A 2,404-nucleotide genomic window follows, 5' to 3' on the forward strand; every position below is an offset into this window, starting at 1 on the left:
TCTATACGAAGGTATAGACGAAGCTCTTTAGTACACAAGAACCTGCCGACTTTAGTCGTGCAGAGGTTCAGTGGCTGGGATACATATGAAGAAAAACAAGCGTATCTTATTGAGGCGCATGCGGCGTTTGCCGATATCGATCCAACGCAATACGACGCAATCGTCATTCCAGGAGGACGCGCACCAGAATACATTCGTCTTGATGCGGACCTTCAACGCATTGTTAGACATTTCTTTGAAGCGAATAAACCGATCGCTGCGATTTGCCATGCGTCCCTTATTTTCGAAACGATGCCAGATTTGTTGAAAGGACGCAACTTAACTGCATACACCGCTTGCAAACCAGGTGTGGAAGCACTTGGGGCAACGTATGTGTCTGACAGCACAGTACATGTCGACCAAAACCTCGTTTCTGCACATGCTTGGCCGGACTTGCCTGGTTTCATGCGCGAATTCATTCGCTTGCTTCAAAAATAATGATCAAATCCCCTCAAGGCAACTTGAGGGGATTTTTATTTACATGCTCGCATCTTTTGCCGGCGATGCTTCCGTTTTTCGAACATTGGTTGCCAAATAAACCCCAATCAACACGAATGCACCGCCAATCAGTTGTGGCGCGGAAATTTTTCCTCCTAACAAAAACGTGATTATCGCGGTAAATACAGCGATTAAGTTTAAATAAATGCCTGCGTAGCTCGGTCCAACCTTTTTGACAGACATGTTCCAAAATAAGAACGAAAAAACGGATGGAAACAAACAAATATAGCTGATGCCAATCCATCCTTTCCCGCTTAACTCGGCGAGCGGAATCGGCTGCAAGAAAAGAAACGGAAGCAGCAAAATAATGCTGAAAAACACGGAACAAGTAGTCGCAGTAATCGGAGGAACGGCTAATTTTTTCCCGATAATCGAATAAAGCGCCCACACTACACCAGCGATGAGCATCATCAAATCGCCTCGGTTATAGCTCGTTTGGAAAATCCACTGCAGATGTCCGTTTGTTAAAATAAACAATACGCCGACTAGCGAAATGACAAAACCGATCACATTGATAAATGTCATCCGTTCTTTTAAAAGAAAATACGACATAATCACGATAATCGCCGGGTTCAATGCGTTGACAATCGCCGCATTCATCGGTGAGGTATATTCCAATGCTCCGTAAAGAAGCAGGTTATAGCCAATAATGCCAAGAATACCGGCGATGCTTAATGGCAGCCAAAATTGCTTCATGATTTCTCCATAGCGCGGTCGTTCCAAAAAATAGGAGATGGGAAGAAGAAATAAAAACGCAACGCTCCAGCGGATGAATGTAAGCCATAGAGGGCTAATTTCTGCGATGACATATTTTCCAAATAGATAATTACCTGCCCAAAATAAGTTGGCTAACACTAAAAAGATTTTCTCTCTCATTCATTTCTCTCCTGTCTCGTCTTTTGATATTCCTTATTTTACTACATTTACTTCATGACGTGTTTGATATCCTGCATGTTGCTTCTTTTTTGAATGTTGTTTTATCTTTTCTGCATTTAGTGAATGGGAGTTTTCTCGGTATGATGTGTGTAATATGAGATTTTTTATGAATTGTGATAATATGATAAATACCATTAGCACCTTAGTATTAGTAAAGGAAGTGATAACGGTGACATTAACGATAAAAGTATATTCAGATTATGTATGTCCATTCTGTTTTTTAGCGGAAAAACCGCTACAAGAAGCAGCTGCGGGAAAAGACGTGCAAATTGAGTGGATGCCGTTCGAATTGCGTCCATACCCAAATGAAACGCTTCGTCCGGAAGGAGACTATCTACAAAAAACATGGGAACAGTATGTATATCCTATGGCGAAACAGATGGGAATTCCGATCGTACTTCCGAGAGTATCGCCACAGCCGTACACTCACCTTGCTTTCGAAGGATATCAGCATGCAAAAGAAAAGGGAAAAGCAAATCAATACAATCACCGTATGTTTACCGCCTTTTTCCAAGAAGAGCAGGACATTGGCGATATCGATGTGTTAACAAAGCTGGCAGGGGAAGTAGGACTCGATGAAAAAGAGTTTCGCCAAGCTCTTGAGACGCGCAAATACAAAGAAGCGCACCAACGCGCACTCAAGCATGCGTATGAAGAAGCGAACATCACCGCTGTTCCGACGTTTGTCATTGGGGATACGGTTCTTACCGGTGTCCGTTCGAAAGAAACGTTAGAAAAGATTATTGAAGAAGAAATGAAAAAACAATCATTTCGTGATTTTGGAGAAGGAATGGCTTGTGGAATAGACGGATGTTAATGTCAATGATGGATGTGTATCGTTTTTTTTGATAAGATAAGGTGTAAACTAGCACATTATTTCAGAATCCCTTTTTCAAATTATTTCAGGCGGATTCGGAAATAATGTGCAAAA

3 protein-coding genes are annotated in these 2,404 nt (G+C 41.8%); 2 read left to right on the forward strand and 1 reads right to left on the reverse strand.

Features of this window, described 5'->3' with window-relative positions:
• Positions 1–477: DJ-1/PfpI family protein (locus tag DCC82_RS16790; RefSeq protein ID WP_233253079.1), on the forward strand; the 477-nt coding region annotated here is incomplete at its 5' end.
• Positions 478–516: 39 nt separating this feature from the next.
• Here DCC82_RS16790 and DCC82_RS16795 read toward each other — a convergent pair.
• Complete coding sequence (locus tag DCC82_RS16795; RefSeq protein WP_097355123.1) at positions 517–1,413, reverse strand: DMT family transporter; 897 nt, start codon at positions 1,411–1,413, stop codon at positions 517–519.
• 229 nt (positions 1,414–1,642) lie between these two features.
• On the opposite strand from DCC82_RS16795, the gene DCC82_RS16800 reads away from it, so the two are divergent.
• A complete protein-coding gene (locus DCC82_RS16800) occupies positions 1,643–2,290 on the forward strand; it encodes a DsbA family oxidoreductase (protein ID WP_015863678.1) in 648 nt (215 codons plus the stop codon).
• Positions 2,291–2,404 lie beyond the last annotated feature (114 nt).

The organism is Geobacillus sp. LYN3, assembly GCF_003064505.1.
Lineage (GTDB): Bacteria > Bacillota > Bacilli > Bacillales > Anoxybacillaceae > Parageobacillus_B > Parageobacillus_B toebii.